The organism is Acidovorax sp. KPB24-03, from assembly GCF_057546605.1.
In genome coordinates this window covers 1-1115 of record NZ_BAAJYR010000718.1, presented here as the reverse complement: position 1 = coordinate 1115, position 1115 = coordinate 1, and the positions used below count along the sequence as shown (strand labels likewise).

1 protein-coding gene is annotated in these 1115 nt (G+C 70.4%); it reads right to left on the bottom strand.

The features are described 5' to 3' along the window. Nucleotides 1-27: 27 nt before the first annotated feature. On the bottom strand, nucleotides 28-819 hold the full coding sequence (locus tag AC27KI_RS25475) for an SDR family oxidoreductase (protein ID WP_317357624.1): 792 nt from the start codon (nucleotides 817-819) through the stop codon (nucleotides 28-30). Nucleotides 820-1115 lie beyond the last annotated feature (296 nt).

Here is a 1115-nt window from a genome sequence, read left to right as displayed (position 1 = left end):
ACGCAGTGCGCGACCGTGGGGCCACATTCAGCCGCCCGTGACGATGCTCACGCCACCGTCCACGGCCAGCCACTGGCCGGTGATGTGCTTGCCGGCATCGCTGGCATACAGCACGCACAGGCCCTTCAGGTCTTCGTCGTCGCCCAGCCGTCCGAGCGGCGCATGGTTGGCGAGCTTTTCCTCACCCATGGCCTTCAGGGTGCCCACCGTCATCCGGCTCGGGAAGAAGCCGGGGCAGATGGCGTTCACGCGAAGGTTGTACTTGCCCCATTCGGCGGCCAGCGCACGGGTGAAGTTGATCACGGCGCCCTTGGAGGTGTTGTAAGCGATGGTGTTCATGCCGCTGGGGTTGCCGCCCAGGCCGGCGATGGAGGCCACGTTGATGATGCTGCCGCTGCGCCGCCCGATCATGCTGCGCTTGGCGATCTGCTGGCTCAGGATGAAGTAGCCGCGCACGTTCAGGTTCATCACCTTGTCCCAGGCCTCCACCGGGTGGTCCTCGGCCGGGGCGCCCCAGGCGGCACCAGCGTTGTTGACGAGGATGTCCACATCGCCCACGCGCTGCAGCGTCTCGTCGGCCAGGCGGCGGATGTCGGCCTCCTGCGCGCAGTCGGCGGCGATCCAGCGCGTGTCGATGCCGGCCTGCTGCAAGGTGGCCGTGGCCTCCTCCAGATCGGACGCCTTGCGCGAGCTGAGCACGATGCGCGCGCCGGCCTCGCCCAGCGCCTGCGCCAGCTGCAGCCCCAGCCCGCGCGAGCCGCCGGTGACCAGCGCGGTCTTGCCGGAGAGGTCGAACAGTTGTTGGATGGTGCGGGTCATGTCGGGGTCTCCTCGTTGGTGGTGATGGGGGGCCGGCGCGCCCTGCCTGAACGTTGCCCGATCCGCGCGGCGCCGGTGCATTGTGCTGCGGACCGGCGCCCGGCGGTGTCCCGGGAGCGATGGCCGGGCGCGGTCAGAACGCGTCTTCCGGCAGGCTGGCGCAGGTGCCGTCGCGCGTGCGCACCACGTTCAGCCAGGCGCCGATCTTGGGCAGCTCGTAATGAAAGAAGTAGCGCGCCGCGCCCAGGCGGCCCACGCTCGCGGGCGCGGCCGCGCGGCATCGGCGCGCAGCGTGG